Here is a 14,080-nt window from a genome sequence, read left to right as displayed (position 1 = left end):
ATTATTCAACTCCTCTCGTTATACGGATACCATTGTCAAAAAGTTCCCTCAATCTCAAAATTTCATATTCAACTACTTTTTTCCCAGTTTCTGTAATTACATATTCTTTCTTGCGACCATCCTCGTCGAGCGCCTCAATCCAGCCTCGCTCAAGCAAAGTTTTAATTGCCCCATAAATGGTACCTGCGCCTAAGCGAACTCGCCCACTACTCATTTCCTCTACTAATTGCATGATGCCATAACCATGTCTAGGCTCATACAAAGCTAATAAAATATAATAAACGCCTTCAGTTAACGGCGGATGCTCCTGTGTCATACAATCCCCCTTTATATCGTCCACCAATATATCGTCAGCCGATACATTTAAAATATATCAGCAGTCGATATAGTTGTCAATGTTCTTTTTTCCTATTATTTCCTTGAATCGAATTACTTTGTTGCAGAGAATCATGCACTATGCTAGTATGTAAGTGATTACTTGCATGAAAGGAAGTTTATGATTGACAACAAAGGGAACCGCAGAACGAATCGTTGAAGCTGCTCTACAATTGATTAGTGAAAAGGGCTATACTGCCGCCACAACGAAAACGATTGCTGAATTAGCCGGCGTTAATGAAGTTACACTTTTTCGCCATTTTGGCAATAAGCGTGGCCTCTTGAAAGCCATAGTTGAACAATTTTCGTATTATCCCCTTTTACAACAGGAGATCAATCAAAACGTCACGTGGGATTTAGAAAAAGATTTATTCAACTTCTCATTAAAGCATTTTGAATTTTTAATGTCGATTAAAGACTTGGTGATGATCGGCTTTAAGGAGTCCATTCAGTTTCCTGAAATCAGTGAGGAAATTGCAAATATTCCTCTTCAGATCAAAAAGGAACTATGCCAGTACTTTCAAGAAATGCAACAGCGAGGGAAGATAAGAGAGGTTGATTTTGAAGCTGCAGCGTTATCACTTATTGCGCTTAACTTTGGTCATTTTATGTCACGTGCCCGTCTTGGTACTATGGTGTCTGACATACCAACCGAAAAACTATTACAGACAAGTGTTGCTATTTTTTCTAGGGGACTCGTTTCCTAGAAAAAATTTTTCCTTTCAACGCAAGTAAGTACTTACTTTATTAAGGGGGGGTTTAAAAATGAGAGGTTTACAAAGTTTATTGAGAGTTCCTGAAACATATATTGGCATTGTTGCTACGATTGCCTTTCAATTAATTTTCTTTACAATTTGGATGACAGCCTATGACGGTGTCAATGAACGAGCTGATCAATTATCGATAGGCTTGTTGACGGAAGATACGGAAATGGGGACGCAAATAGTAAAGGACATGAAGGACAACATTCCATTTACGTTAAACGAATATTCCTCTATGAAGGAAGCAGAGCAAGCACTAAATGAACGCCAAATTAATATGATTATGCAAATTCCAGCTAATTTTACGAATCAACTTCAGGCGGGAGAAAAAGCTGAAATTATCTATTTGATTAATCAGGCCAATGCTAGTGTTGCGAAAAACATGATGGATGGTGTAGCTAAGCAATTAACAGAAGAAATGAACCAAATGCTCTACCCATTACAACAAAATCAGGCGATCGAGGTTTTTTCCCAACAATTTGCCCAGCTTCCATTTGAGCAAAAAACCTCACAGCAAATAAACGCATCTGTCCAAACAACCGTGATGACCATTAAAGATCACACCGTCGATGCTACCATCGTTAAAACGAATGATGTAAAAGGATTTGCAGCAAACTTTGTCCCACTTATGGTCATTATCTCCTCCTTTGTAGGGGCCATGGTGATGATTATGCAACATCAGCAAGCCACACAAATGGTACAAAGTAGCGTTTCAAAGTGGCAATTGTTCCTTGCACGACAGCTGCTCAATGTTGGAGTCGCTCTCACGTTACCATTCCTTACAATCTGTTTAATGCATCTATTTACTATTACGAGCAATGAAAGCTTTCTATCCATCTATCTCTTCCAATCTGTGATGTTCCTAGCTTTCCTTTGTTTAGCACAAGTTTTCGTCATTCTCTTTGGAAATATCGGCATGGTCTTCAATATTTGTGCCCTATCCCTCCAATTAGTAACCTCTGGAGTGCTCGTTCCTAAAACCATGCTTTCTGAAGGTTACAAGCAAATAGCTGCCATGCTCCCCGCTACTTACGGTGCCGACGGCTATTACACTATCATTTTTGGGGGAAGTGCCGATAATTTACTACAAAACAGTAGCTCCTTAGGCATCATCATCCTCGTCACTCTGGTAATCGCTACAATAACCGTGGCAATCAAGCCCTCTCCCGCTTTTACCTCTAGTTAGTTGTATTATATAGCCCCTTGCTCTGTTCATTTGCTGGATGGACGGGGTGGGGCTATCCGTTAGTTTGAGTGAGCTATCACACTTTTCTCACACTCTATCCATCACTTGGAGCGTTTTTCCCTTTTCTTTCTCCTCTATCCGTCACTTTGAGCGTCCTATCCACCAATTTCATCTTTTTACTTCATTTCAAGCGTTTCATCACCTCTTTTCATGCTCTACCCGCCGCTTCGGACATTTTTCAAAATCGCAGCGAGTTGCTGATTTAAGACGCTTACGCTGTCGCTAAAGTCACCACGGTACCATTGAATAATGAGTCCGATAATCGCGTTTGCTTGGTAGGCGCTATAATAATCAATCGAAATCGATTCTGTTATTTGATGTTCGTGATGCAAGGTGATATCTCTCTTTAGCAATGAGTAAATTCCGTCAAACAGCATGTAATAATATGTCAATGGAACGTTTTTGGAAAACACGATACGATAAAACATTTTAAAGCGTTCAATATGATGAAAAATACGAATAGTGTTTGGGTCAAGTTGATGTGTATCCAATGTTGTCACGGCACGGTAAGGTTCTTCGTAGGATTGGTATAAATCCTCCATAATTTCTTGAAAGTATTCTTCAAAGAGTCCTTCCTTTTGCTCGTAATGCAAATAGAATGTTCCCCTATTTACCTTGGCCGCTCTACATATTTCAGCAATGGATATTTGCTCCAATGGCTTTTGACTTAGCAGGGTCAATAAGGCGGCGTGTAAGGCTTGCTTTGTTTTAATAATTCTTAAATCTGTTGTAGACAATTTTTTCAGCTCCTTAGTAAACAGTTTTTCCAAAAGTGTTGATTACTCAACACATTCAGATATTTTGCATATTGAAATCGCTTTCATATTTATTATATGATTTTAATGAACAGATGTTCAATATCTATCTAAAATAGTATGAGGAGGTCTTTGAGATGAGATTAGAAGGTAAAGTAGCAATTGTAACAGGTGCAGCTTCAGGGATGGGGAAAGCTATAGCAGAAGGTTATGCAAAAGAAGGTGCTAAGGTTGTCGTTTCAGATTTAAATTTAGATGGTGCCCAAGCTGTTGTGGAAGGCATTCAAGTGGCTGGGGGTACAGCGTTTGCCATTCAAACAAATGTCGCATCAACAGAAGACTTACAACGTTTATTTCATGAAACAAAAAGTAACTATGGACAATTAGATATTCTAGTCAATAATGCAGGTATCATGGATGGTATGGAGCCAGTTGGAGAAATTTCTGATGATCGTTGGGATAAAGTATTTGCGGTTAATACAACAGCCGTGATGCGCTCAATGCGTATGGCAACAGACATTTTCCTTGCCCAAGGACATGGTGTCTTTGTCAATAATATTTCTGCTGGTGGCTTATATGGTGCACGTGCAGGTGCTGCTTACACTGCGTCTAAACATGCTGTTGTTGGATTAACTAAAAATACAGCCTTTATGTATGCGGATAAAAATATTCGTTGCAATGGTATTGCGCCAGGGGCAGTTATGACGAATATCGCCTCTTCCATGACAAATATGAGTCAAACAGGTGCAGCACGCCAAGCACTTGGTTTATCGATTAATCCTCGTGCTGGTCAACCTGAGGAAATTGCTCAATTAGCTATTTTCCTTGGCTCAGACGAAGCGAGCTTTGTGAACGGACAAGTTATTGCTGTCGATGGTGGATGGACAGCTTACTAATATCGTAAAAAAACAGCACGCACAGATGTCTTTTTCTGTGCGTGCTTACTTTTAATTATAGTACTTTTTTAGATGGAATTAGAGCTCCAAGTATCGCTCCAATGACCGCAGGCAATATCCACCCTAACCCTATATCATAAAACGGTAAGATGGAAGAATAAGCCTTCTCTACAGCATCAAATACACGTAATTGTGCTTCAGGTACACTTACTACTAGGGCTTTATAGCCGTCTATTACGCTAATGAAAAATGTGAAAATCATGGCGATGGCATACACCGCTTGCTTATTGTGAAAGAACGATGAGCTAAGAGCCAGTAAAATTAAAACAATCGCAAGTGGATATAGGAACATAAGAACTGGGATGGCAAATTGTATAATATTGTTTAATCCGAAGTTGGCAATGACAAAGGATACAACACACAATAAAAATACAAACCATTTATAGCTAATCTTCGGAAACACTTCGTGGAAAAATTCACTACAAGAAGTGATTAAGCCGATACTTGTCTTTAAACAAGCGAGAACAATTATAACGGCTAATAAAATAGCACCGAATGAACCGAAATAATGGTCTGCCACTGCGGCAAAAATTAAACCACCATTATCAAAGGTACCTACAGCTGAAATACTCGAAGCGCCCATGTACGTAATCAGGCCATAAATAAGCATCATTAGGGCCATTGCAAAAATACCTGACGTCCATGTCGCCTTCGCTATTTCCTTCCGATCTGAAATGCCTGCACTTTTAATTGCATGAATGACCACAATCCCGAAGGCAAGGGAAGCTAAAGCATCCATCGTATTATAGCCCTCTTTAAAGCCTGTCATAAAGGCAGCATCTATATAATCGCCCATCGGTTGCTGGAAATCCCCCATCGGCTTTACGATACTCGTAATAATTAAAATGAATAACACAATTAAAAAGGCCGGTGTTAAATATTTTCCAATGTAATCCATAATTTTTGCTGGATTTAACGAGAAATAAAAAACGATGGCGAAAAAAATGAAGCTAAACACGGCAAGTAATAATGTAACATGTTGTGCTTGAATATAGGGCTCAAAGCCCACAACAAATGGTACGGTCGCCGTACGTGGAATGGCAAAAAATGGCCCAATTGTTAAGTAAAGAGCCAATGAAAAGACAATACCGAAGATGGGATGAACACGGCTCGCTAGATCGCGTAAGCCGTTACTACCTGATAAACCAATCGCTAAAATTCCGAGGAATGGTAGACCGATAGCCGTGACTAAAAATCCGATTAAACCAAGCCAAAAATTGGTCCCTGCTAGTTGACCTAATTGAATTGGAAAGATAAGATTCCCTGCTCCAAAATACAGCCCGAATAACATAGTGCCAATGACTGCATAGGTTGAGAAAGGTATTTTTTGTTGCATAATTGATGTGCTCCTTAGAAGTTTTTAACTATAGCAAATTATTTTAATCGAATGATTTTTCATTACAATTCAATTATGTTATCAAGCATTTATTATAATTACAATAGTTTTTTCATATATCATTATGAATATAGAAAATTAGCGCATAAAAAAAGAGCTGCCCTTTGACAGCCCCTCTTTAATTTGCAACTGACCATTCAATATGATCTAAAAATTTATAAACATCTTCATATACTTTATCACGTTCTTTATCTAACGTAATAATATGACCTGAATTTTCATACCAAATGATTTCTTTGTCATCCGTTTCTACAGTATTTAAAATAAACGGTGCACTTTCCTGATAAAGCTCATCGTCTAATGACCCTTGTAGTACTAATGTCGGAGCTTTAATTGTTGATAAATCATCACGTGTTTCAGTCGTTAAACGTGTTACACCATCTAATGAATCTTTTGGAGAAATACGTAATTCATGTAATTCTGAAATAATTTGATCTTTTGATTTATTTTCAAAGTGTTTATATAAACGAGCATAGTGGTACAAACGTGTAAATAAGCCTTTTGAGTTATCACGTGTAATCGGTGCACACATCGCTACACATGCTTTTACTGGGAATGTCTCTGCCACTTTCAATGAGAAAACACCACCTAGTGAAATGCCAACAACTGCGATTTCTTCATAGCCTTTACTTTGAAGGAAGTTATAGCCTTCAACAACATCGTTCCACCAGTCTTCTGGTTTTGTTTCTAATAATGCTTCTGGTTCTACTCCGTGCCCACTATAAATCGGTGCATGAACGGTATAACCTCGTTGAGATAAAAATTCTCCTAGCTTTTTCACATCTTTTGTGCTACCTGTGAATCCATGCAATAATAGTACGGCTTTTTTGCCTCCCTCAATTGTTAGAGGTTGCGGCTTTGTTAACTTCATTTTAGGATATCCCCTTCACGGAAATTATTAATTGTGTATTTTATGTGTCTATCTTAACACCCTTTATTCATAATGTACAATTTATAGTTTTTATCAAATCAATGTGTTTCATGCATGAATGATGTCAACTTAACACCTGTACTACCACACTTTCTGCTACTTAACTTTTCCATTCTTCTAATTAAAGGCAACGTCTTTTTAAAAAGTTTTTGCCACCTATACTTCCTCCCTGTTTCCCGTTATAATGCAGTTAACTTAAAAATTACGAGAATAGAGGTGAAAAAATGGAGTGGCAACAATTAGAATATTTTGTAACCGTGGCAAAGTTAGAACATATGACACGTGCTGCTGAAGCATTAGCAATTTCACAGCCAGCGTTAAGTCGTTCAATTTCAAAGCTGGAAGAAGAGCTAGGTGTACCGCTTTTTGATAGGCAGGGACGTTCCATTATGCTCAATCGCTATGGTGAACTTTTTTTATATCGTGTGCAACGAATGCGGAAAGAATATGAAAAAGCTGTATTAGAATTACAAGAGCTTAATAATCCGGAGCTTGGGGATGTGTCACTCGGTTTTTTACACACTCTTGGGACTAGTATTGTACCGGACTTAATTCGTGCTTTTCGTCAGAGGCACCCCCATATCCGTTTTCATTTCACACAAAATTACTCGCATTCTCAGTTAAAACAATTGCTTGCTGGAGAGTTAGACCTGTGCTTACTAGCAGCGATTGATACAGAGCCTCCCGTTAGCTGGAAGGAACTATGGCGAGATGAGTTATTTATTATGGTTCCTATTGACCATCCTCTTGCCCATCGCAAAAGCATAAAAATGAAAGAATTGGAGCATGAGAACTTTGTGCTAATGAAAAAAGGGTATGCCCTCCGCCGCTCAGCTGATCGCTTGTTACATGCTGCTGGCATTAAGCCTAAAATTTCTTATGAAGGTGATGAGGTATCTACCATTGCAGGTTTTGTTGGTGCTGGTCTCGGTGTTTCATTGCTACCTGATGATGAGGATTTGAATCCGAAAAAAATCGTCAAAATCCATGTGGAGGATATGGTTTGTGAACGTATTATTGGCATGGCCTGGATTGACAATCGTTATTTGTCACCATCTGCACGCCAATTCCAACAATTTGTCTTTGATTTTTATGAAAAGAAAATGTCTCCTCCCTCTCAGGAAAACTAAAGCGGTAGGTTGCTCAATGCAGCCTACCGCTTTTTATTATACTTCTATATACTTCACCCTACAGGAATGGAAATCTGATAAATCTCCTTCTATCTGAAAGAAGCCTTGCTCAATCATAGTCATAATGCGTTTCATAATAAATTCATCACTAATATAATCATCCAAGGCAACGCTAATAGTACTGATCATAGGCATAAGTAAAAGCCATTCTTCATTATGTTGTGCTTGCATATCCTTCACAGCGGCAATGATGAGCGTATCCAGAGTACCTTCCTCTACATGTACAACGCCCTTTTTCCACAATCGGAGTGGACTTGAATGTTCTTTAAGGTCTTCCCATTCCTTGGCAAGCTGTTGACATTCCTGAACTGAAAATCGTTTTGCATAAGGACGGAGCTTCATGAGCATTTCTGAGGAAAGCTCTCCTGTATGGCGAATATTGAGATGTGGTCGAATTTGCTTCAGGCCATCTGTTGCGTCAATCCCATAAACCATACTACATTTATGAATAAACTCATTCATGACATAGCGCAAACCAATCTGTTCATGTGTATTTTGACTATACCAAACCCAAACATCCACATCACATGGCAGTTCGGCAATTTTTTTCTTCCAGCTTTCATACATATCTACGTATAATTGCTGATCTTCATTATCCTTTATAATATGAGTGTTTAACCATACTATGCGCTCTTCTAAGCTGTGAAGAGGTCCAATAGAGAAATCATCATGGACACTTAAAACTGATTCATTACGTTGCAAAAGATGTTGGCGTATAGCAAGCTTCATGGAACCCTGGGTTGCTAAGCTAAAGGTTATATGTAAAATAGCCATGTGAATTCCTCCTCGTGTTTGCTAATGGCAATCTGTATCCCGATAAATGTAAAGAGGATACCTTGAACCATATTAATCGCTTAGCAATCACAGGCTTTCCAATAATGATGGATCTAACTTTCCCTGCAATAATACTAAACAATAAAAATATTAATCATGCTTGTACTAAAAATACTATACCCAAAATAAGCATTTGAAACGCAATATGTTCAAATGATGAATCGACGAACTATGGTAACAACACAAGGAAAATTAAAGATCTTCTGGATTGAAGATATTCATTACATCCCTTTTCTATATCATAAAAAAAAATAAGATTGCGAGGTAAATGAATCGCCTTTATCGCAATGACTCAATGCATCATGGAAATCTCCAATAATGCCCTTCCTTCACTACTTTTAACAAACTATTTTCATTATACTACATGCCGTACTTTACTTTAGATGTAAGTTTATGACTTTATTAAAAATTTTTCATGAACATTCGTTTCACAATTAATGCTCGTTTAAGCAATACTTTTCTCCTTTATTACATTATAATAGAAGAAACTCATAATAAATTAGACAACTTCAACAAGAGGTGATTATTAGTGGCAGTTAGTGATATTGTTTCACAGTATGAAGACGAGTACGGTCAGGTTTACTATAAAATGAAGTCCCATGACATTCAAGTAAAAGCTACACAAAATACAGGCTTAGCTCCTGTTATCACCTACTGGATGAATGATAAAGATATTACCGACTCGATTAGAAATTTACGTTTTAGTCCGCGTCCCCCATCAAGCTATATACAGGATTATGAAGAATTTCAAGCAATGCTTTATTTGAAAGAACAACGTGCCATTAACAAGCTTTATGAACAAATGAGCATTAAGCCAAAAAACATGTCCTCAGGAAAACAAGTACTTTGGAGCTTCTTTGTAATTATGCTAGCAATGCTCCCTCTTTTCATCGCCATTTGGTGGTTTAAATAACAACATCATTCCCTTTCTATCTTTTTTTCTTAATTTATCAAAACTTTCAAGTAATTTTCCCAATCATCTTGACAGGCATATGGAAGTAGTGCATTCTTTACTCAATAGTTGAAAAACTTTATGATGAGAAAACGAACGAAGACCAGTAATTAGTAACTGCTTGAACAGAGAGCGATGTCCTTCGGCTGCAAGACATTGTGCAAGAAAGACTAATGAACCTACTTTGTCTACCGTCCTAGCTAAACTAGGCGCAGTCTCTAGCGTTATGAGGAAAGTGGAATGTCGCACGATATTCAATGTAGGTGGTACCACGGAAAGCAACCCTTTTCGTCCTAATTTTTTAGGATGAAAAGGGTTTTTATTTTGACAATTGGAGGTCATGTGGTGGAAAAAAAGAGAATTGTCGTCAAGATTGGGAGTAGCTCTTTAACAAATGCGAAAGGCGAAATCGATAAAGTTCGCTTAATGGATCATGTTCAGGCAATCGCGGAGTTGAAAAAACAGGGACATGACGTATTACTTGTATCATCAGGTGCAGTAGCAGCGGGCTTTAAACAGCTTGGCTACCCTGCTCGTCCTGTTACGGTAAAGGGCAAACAGGCGGCGGCAGCAGTAGGGCAAAGCTTGCTTATTCAAACGTACAGTGCATTATTTAGTATTTATGATATAATGCCTGCTCAAATTTTACTGACGCGTACCGATTTTTCTAAAAAGGAATGCTATAAAAATGCCTATGCTACTTTCGAGGAATTACTTGAACGCTCGATGCTACCTATCATAAATGAAAATGATACGGTTTCTATAAGTGAGTTAACCTTTGGCGACAATGATATGCTGTCTGCCCTTGTTAGTGGACTTGTTCATGCAGATCAACTCATCATTTTAACAGATATCAACGGCTTATATAACGCCAACCCTAGCAAAAACCCTCATGCGGAGCGCATTGATTTTTTAACGTCCATTACGGATGACCTGTTAAACTTTGCAGACGGTGCAGGTTCTAAGGTTGGTACAGGTGGCATGGCATCTAAGCTATTGGCTGCCCGCACTGCTTTACAGGCAGGAGTTAAAGTTTTTATTGGAACTGGGAGTAGCGCTCAAAAGCTTGTTGATATTTTAGCAGGACGTGGTGATGGAACTTATATTGGACATGATGACCTAGCCGTGTTAAAGAATCACAAACAGTGGATTGCACTTACGGAAGTTTCTGGTAAAATTTTTATAGATAGTGGTGCTGAACAAGCACTTATGGTCAATGGTAAAAGCCTGTTACCCGCAGGTGTTTATCAGGTTGAAGGTGATTTTAACAATGGGGATGTAGTTGAAGTGTATAGTGAACAAGGTCTACTTGGACGTGGTGAAGTGCTGTATTCCTCACAAGAATTGGTGTCCACTATGGGCAAACGGTCAAATGCATTTTCAAAATGCCCGATTGAGGTCATTCATAGAGATAAATGGCTGAAAATTCAAACTAAATAAGGAGGTCTGAACATGGTAAGTGAAATTCAAAAAAAGGGTCCACGTGCCAAAGCCGCTAGCTATATGTTAAATATTAAAACTACTTGTGAGAAAAATGAAGCTCTAACTAAAATTGCCGAGCAGCTATTGATGGACCAACATGACATCATTGCAGAAAATGCGAAAGACCTTGTCAATGGAGAACAACAAGGTATGTCCGCTTCTACATTGGACCGTATCATGCTCAATGAGGAACGCATTGTAGCGATGGTCGATGCCATTCATTTACTTGTCTCTCTCAAGGACCCGGTTGGCACAGTCATCGAACGTATCGATAAAGATAATGGACTACACATCGAAAAACGCATGGTACCACTTGGTGTCATAGGTATGATCTATGAAGCAAGACCAAATGTTACGGTGGATGCCGCGACACTTTCCCTAAAAACAGGCAATGCCGTGATTTTACGAGGGAGTTCATCTGCTAAGTTTTCAAATAGTGCCCTTGTAGCAAGTATTCATCGTGCATTAGCAAAAACGTCTCTACCGACAGATGCTGTCCAATTAATCGAGGATACAAGTCGCGAGACAGCTAAAGAATTATTTCATTTAAACAAGTACCTGGATGTATTAATTCCTCGAGGCGGCAAGGCTCTTATAGACTTAGTCGTCCGAGAAGCATCTGTCCCTGTATTAGAAACAGGTGCAGGCAACTGTCATATTTATGTGGACGAAATGGCGGATTACATAAAAGCAGAAAAAATTTGTTTGAATGCCAAAACACAGCGTCCTTCTGTTTGTAATGCTGCAGAAAGCTTATTAATTCATCCTGTATGGTTTAAAACAAATGGCACCCAGCTTTTATCATCGCTCCATAAAGCAGGTGTTACTATTATTGGTGACGAGCGAGTATGCAAGGCATTTTCGGGAGCCCTTCTAGCGACTGAAGATGACTATGCGACTGAGTTCCTTGATTTAAAAATAAGCGTTAAATTAGTTGAAAATGTTTACGAGGCCATTGAGCATATTCATCATTTTGGGACCAATCATTCTGAAGCGATTATTACAGAAGATCCATTGGTGGCGGAGACGTTTTTAAACAGCGTCGATGCAGCTGCCGTTTATCATAACGCCTCTACCCGCTTCACGGATGGTTTTGAATTTGGCTATGGAGCAGAAATTGGTATTAGTACGCAAAAGCTACATGCGCGTGGCCCGATGGGATTACCTGCTCTCACCTCTACAAAATATTTTATATATGGTAATGGGCAAATTCGCGAATAATGCTATAGCAAGATATATGCTGGTAGGGATTTACCCTATTAGCTTTCATTTTCATATTTACAAATAAAAATTAGAAAGAAGGTTTTGTATGAACATCTCAGCCATTATTAAACTAACCGTATCGATGGCACTTTTTGGCTCCATCGGCTTTTTTACTGTTCATACTGGTGTTCCTGCAACAGAGCTTGTTTTTGTGAGATGTATTTGCGCAACCCTCTTTCTAGGAGGATTGTGGCTCATCACAGGTGGACATAAAACGGAGAAATGGGAAAAGAAAGAAATTATTCAAACAATTATTTGTGGTGTTTTCTTAGTGTTAAATTGGGTATTTTTATTTAAAGCCTTTGAGGAAATGTCTATTTCGATTGCGATTTCTATCTATAATTTAGCCCCTATCTTTGTCTTAATTTTAGGCGCTATCTTTTTAAAAGAAAAAATGACTATTCGAGCACTCGTAGCGACCATTACTTGCTTTATCGGTAGTATTTTTATTATGGGTCTTCAAAATTTTGTATCTTTCTCTGAATTTATGCAATCTGGATTTGTTTGGGCCTTACTGTCAGCAGTATTTTATGCCCTTACTATGCTAACAAGCAAGACCATTACTAACCTTAGCTCCTACGCCTTAACATATATACAAACAACGGTTGGCATTGTGATGCTACTACCCTTCATCGATTTCTCACTCTTTGAAGGTTTAACCTCAACCAATTGGTTCTATATTTTAGGCACAGGATTTATTCATACTGGATTTGTTTATTATTTATTTTTTGATAGTATCCGCAGTCTTTCTACAATTCTAGTTTCCGTATTAGTATTCGTCGACCCAGTTGTCGCGATTTTACTCGATATGCTGCTGCTTGATTTTATGCCGAACTTTATGCAAACATTGGGCATTCTATTCATCTTCGGCGGGATTTTCTACACGATCTATACCCCGAAGAAAAAACGGCTACCACAGGAGGTATCATAATGGGCAAACTCTTTACAATTGGCGAATTGTTAATAGATTTTACGCCAACCCAGCAGCATGGTGACCTAGCCCATATTGAGCATTTTACGAAGCATGCTGGTGGAGCCCCTGCAAATGTCGCAGTAGTGTGTGCCAAGCTTGGTCAACAGGCCGCAATCCTAACACAAGTAGGTCAGGATGCGTTTGGTGATTTTCTGAAGAAAACTTTGCAGCAAGCAGGTGTAGATACACAATATATTCGTCAGACTACTGAGGGAGAAACAAGCCTTGCTTTTGTAGCACTCTCTGAAACTGGGGAGCGTGATTTTCAATTTTATCGTCGTCATGCTGCAGATCTATTGTATAAACAAGAGTATCTCCCCTCACAACTATTAACTGACAAAGATATCATTCATTTTTGTTCTGTTAATCTTGTGGAAAGTCCGATGAAGACTGCCCATATAGCTTTTATTGAGCAGGCACATCAAGCAGGCAGCATCGTTTCCTTTGATCCGAATGTGCGCTTGCCTTTATGGCAGGATGAGACTGTATGTAGAGATACGATTCTAGCTTTTTTACCAAAAGCCCATATTGTAAAGCTCTCCAATGAAGAACTGTTATTTCTAACAGCCATAGAAGAAGAATTGTCGGCTGTGCAAACATTATTTCAGGGACATCTGGAGACGATTATTATTACACATGGAGCAAAAGGCGCAACATTATATACAAAAAAATGTCATAGTAAGGTCAATGCTGAAAACGTACAAACAGTTGATACGACTGGCGCTGGGGATGCTTTTATTGGGGCGATATTAAGTCAATTCCTTCAACATCAATTATCTGTAGATCATTTGGTGGCCTATAGCGAACAGCATGCGATATCACTGCTTACTTTTGCAAACCGCTACGCAGGAATCACGACAATGAAGCACGGGGCGATCCCCTCTTATCCTGAACTATCCTTGGAATGAATCTAGCATCATTCGAAACTTTTTATCCTTATTTTCCGTATGTATTGGTAAGAAAACA

Annotated in this window: 14 protein-coding genes; 9 read left to right on the top strand and 5 right to left on the bottom strand. The window is 38.7% G+C overall.

The window, feature by feature from the left end; genetic code table 11:
• Position 1: 1 nt before the first annotated feature.
• Entirely contained in the window at positions 2-316 is a 315-nt protein-coding gene (locus MKY88_RS08555; RefSeq protein WP_069480885.1) for a PadR family transcriptional regulator, read from the bottom strand.
• A gap of 184 nt (positions 317-500) precedes the next feature.
• Here MKY88_RS08555 and MKY88_RS08550 point away from each other — a divergent pair, with 184 nt between their 5' ends.
• Both MKY88_RS08550 and MKY88_RS08545 read left to right on the top strand, forming a co-directional pair.
• Positions 501-1,082: a TetR/AcrR family transcriptional regulator gene (locus tag MKY88_RS08550; protein ID WP_069480884.1), complete on the top strand. Its 582-nt coding sequence runs from the start codon at positions 501-503 to the stop codon at positions 1,080-1,082.
• 58 nt (positions 1,083-1,140) lie between these two features.
• Positions 1,141-2,322, top strand: coding sequence for a YhgE/Pip domain-containing protein (locus MKY88_RS08545; protein ID WP_340813414.1), 1,182 nt, complete (start codon positions 1,141-1,143; stop codon positions 2,320-2,322).
• Between the two features lie 215 nt (positions 2,323-2,537).
• Here MKY88_RS08545 and MKY88_RS08540 read toward each other — a convergent pair whose 3' ends face one another.
• Complete coding sequence (locus MKY88_RS08540; RefSeq protein ID WP_328202085.1) at positions 2,538-3,119, bottom strand: TetR/AcrR family transcriptional regulator; 582 nt, start codon at positions 3,117-3,119, stop codon at positions 2,538-2,540.
• Between the two features lie 155 nt (positions 3,120-3,274).
• Here MKY88_RS08540 and MKY88_RS08535 point away from each other — a divergent pair, with 155 nt between their 5' ends.
• A complete protein-coding gene (locus MKY88_RS08535) occupies positions 3,275-4,033 on the top strand; it encodes an SDR family oxidoreductase (RefSeq protein WP_340813413.1) in 759 nt (252 codons plus the stop codon).
• Between the two features lie 55 nt (positions 4,034-4,088).
• On the opposite strand, the gene brnQ is transcribed toward MKY88_RS08535, so the two are convergent.
• Complete coding sequence (gene brnQ, locus MKY88_RS08530; RefSeq protein ID WP_340813412.1) at positions 4,089-5,429, bottom strand: branched-chain amino acid transport system II carrier protein; 1,341 nt, start codon at positions 5,427-5,429, stop codon at positions 4,089-4,091.
• Positions 5,430-5,607: 178 nt separating this feature from the next.
• Positions 5,608-6,360 (bottom strand): alpha/beta hydrolase, encoded by a 753-nt coding sequence (locus MKY88_RS08525; protein ID WP_031419567.1) that lies wholly within the window; start codon positions 6,358-6,360, stop codon positions 5,608-5,610.
• Positions 6,361-6,644: 284 nt separating this feature from the next.
• On the opposite strand from MKY88_RS08525, the gene MKY88_RS08520 reads away from it, so the two are divergent.
• A complete protein-coding gene (locus MKY88_RS08520; RefSeq protein ID WP_340813411.1) occupies positions 6,645-7,550 on the top strand; it encodes a LysR family transcriptional regulator in 906 nt (301 codons plus the stop codon).
• Between the two features lie 36 nt (positions 7,551-7,586).
• Here the strand turns inward: MKY88_RS08520 and MKY88_RS08515 are convergent, their stop codons facing one another.
• On the bottom strand, positions 7,587-8,384 hold the full coding sequence (locus tag MKY88_RS08515) for a DUF1835 domain-containing protein (RefSeq protein ID WP_340813410.1): 798 nt from the start codon (positions 8,382-8,384) through the stop codon (positions 7,587-7,589).
• A 589-nt stretch (positions 8,385-8,973) separates the two neighbouring features.
• On the opposite strand from MKY88_RS08515, the gene MKY88_RS08510 reads away from it, so the two are divergent.
• From MKY88_RS08510 to MKY88_RS08490, 5 genes are all read left to right on the top strand, one after another.
• Positions 8,974-9,357 carry a sodium:proton antiporter gene (locus MKY88_RS08510; protein ID WP_193831555.1) on the top strand — a complete coding sequence of 128 codons (384 nt, stop codon included), beginning with the start codon at positions 8,974-8,976 and terminating at the stop codon, positions 9,355-9,357.
• Positions 9,358-9,741: 384 nt separating this feature from the next.
• Complete coding sequence (proB, locus tag MKY88_RS08505; protein ID WP_193831554.1) at positions 9,742-10,836, top strand: glutamate 5-kinase; 1,095 nt, start codon at positions 9,742-9,744, stop codon at positions 10,834-10,836.
• A gap of 12 nt (positions 10,837-10,848) precedes the next feature.
• On the top strand, positions 10,849-12,099 hold the full coding sequence (locus MKY88_RS08500) for a glutamate-5-semialdehyde dehydrogenase (protein ID WP_340813409.1): 1,251 nt from the start codon (positions 10,849-10,851) through the stop codon (positions 12,097-12,099).
• 88 nt (positions 12,100-12,187) lie between these two features.
• On the top strand, positions 12,188-13,072 hold the full coding sequence (locus tag MKY88_RS08495; RefSeq protein ID WP_193831552.1) for a DMT family transporter: 885 nt from the start codon (positions 12,188-12,190) through the stop codon (positions 13,070-13,072).
• Positions 13,072-14,022, top strand: a complete 951-nt coding sequence (locus tag MKY88_RS08490) for a carbohydrate kinase family protein (protein WP_340813407.1) — start codon at positions 13,072-13,074, stop codon at positions 14,020-14,022. The genes MKY88_RS08495 and MKY88_RS08490 overlap by 1 nt, the downstream gene beginning before the upstream one ends.
• Positions 14,023-14,080 lie beyond the last annotated feature (58 nt).

The organism is Lysinibacillus sp. FSL R7-0073, from assembly GCF_038009065.1.
GTDB classification, from domain to species: Bacteria; Bacillota; Bacilli; order Bacillales_A; family Planococcaceae; genus Lysinibacillus; species Lysinibacillus fusiformis.
Note: the sequence above shows the minus strand (reverse complement) of the source record. Positions and strands in the feature narration are given on the sequence as shown.

What these genes read in the sequence shown, in the direction of transcription:
- MKY88_RS08500 (WP_340813409.1), top strand. Translation starts at nt 10,849, where the DNA reads ATGGTAAGTGAAATTCAAAAAAAGGGTCCACGTGCCAAAGCCGCTAGC.
- MKY88_RS08490 (WP_340813407.1), top strand. Translation starts at nt 13,072, where the DNA reads ATGGGCAAACTCTTTACAATTGGCGAATTGTTAATAGATTTTACGCCA.
- MKY88_RS08535 (WP_340813413.1), top strand. Translation starts at nt 3,275, where the DNA reads ATGAGATTAGAAGGTAAAGTAGCAATTGTAACAGGTGCAGCTTCAGGG.
- MKY88_RS08515 (WP_340813410.1), bottom strand. Translation starts at nt 8,384, where the DNA reads ATGGCTATTTTACATATAACCTTTAGCTTAGCAACCCAGGGTTCCATG.
- MKY88_RS08520 (WP_340813411.1), top strand. Translation starts at nt 6,645, where the DNA reads ATGGAGTGGCAACAATTAGAATATTTTGTAACCGTGGCAAAGTTAGAA.
- MKY88_RS08555 (WP_069480885.1), bottom strand. Translation starts at nt 316, where the DNA reads ATGACACAGGAGCATCCGCCGTTAACTGAAGGCGTTTATTATATTTTA.
- MKY88_RS08545 (WP_340813414.1), top strand. Translation starts at nt 1,141, where the DNA reads ATGAGAGGTTTACAAAGTTTATTGAGAGTTCCTGAAACATATATTGGC.
- brnQ (WP_340813412.1), bottom strand. Translation starts at nt 5,429, where the DNA reads ATGCAACAAAAAATACCTTTCTCAACCTATGCAGTCATTGGCACTATG.
- MKY88_RS08525 (WP_031419567.1), bottom strand. Translation starts at nt 6,360, where the DNA reads ATGAAGTTAACAAAGCCGCAACCTCTAACAATTGAGGGAGGCAAAAAA.
- MKY88_RS08495 (WP_193831552.1), top strand. Translation starts at nt 12,188, where the DNA reads ATGAACATCTCAGCCATTATTAAACTAACCGTATCGATGGCACTTTTT.